Annotated in this window: 1 pseudogene; it reads right to left on the bottom strand. The window is 58.6% G+C overall.

What is annotated here, in order from left to right:
- Window positions 1-148: 148 nt before the first annotated feature.
- Window positions 149-399, bottom strand: a pseudogene (locus EN935_RS41340) (amidohydrolase); the annotation flags it as partial.

The raw sequence follows: 399 nt of genomic DNA, 5'->3' as shown, positions 1-399 counted from the left end.
GGATCGCCGTCGGCCTTCAGCTCCGACGAAAGGCATGCCGGAACCCAGAATTCGCGCATGAATTCGCCCATTACCGTCCCACGACCGACGCGAGACAGCATTTCATTCTCTTCAGCGGTTATCATGTCTCTCTCTCTCTCGTTTCTAATCAGTTGGCCTGCGCACGAACCAGGACGCCCTTCCGGTAGAGCGCGTCCAAGGATAAATCAACCAGAGGTTGTGTTGCTGATACGTTGGTCATTGGCTGTTCGAGGAAGCGGTTGGCGGGATAGCCGACGGCCGTTGCGTAATAGGGACGGTACATGTCCCAACGAGCGCGCGCGATCGTATTGCCCATGCCCGGATCATTGCGGGCGCGACGAAGCGCGGCAATGTCGATGAGGGCCGAAACCCCCACCG

Source organism: Mesorhizobium sp. M7D.F.Ca.US.004.03.1.1 (assembly GCF_003998635.1).
Taxonomy (GTDB): Bacteria; Pseudomonadota; Alphaproteobacteria; order Rhizobiales; family Rhizobiaceae; genus Mesorhizobium; species Mesorhizobium loti.
The sequence above is the reverse complement of the archived record's forward strand: the minus strand, read 5'-3'. Positions and strand labels throughout refer to the sequence as shown.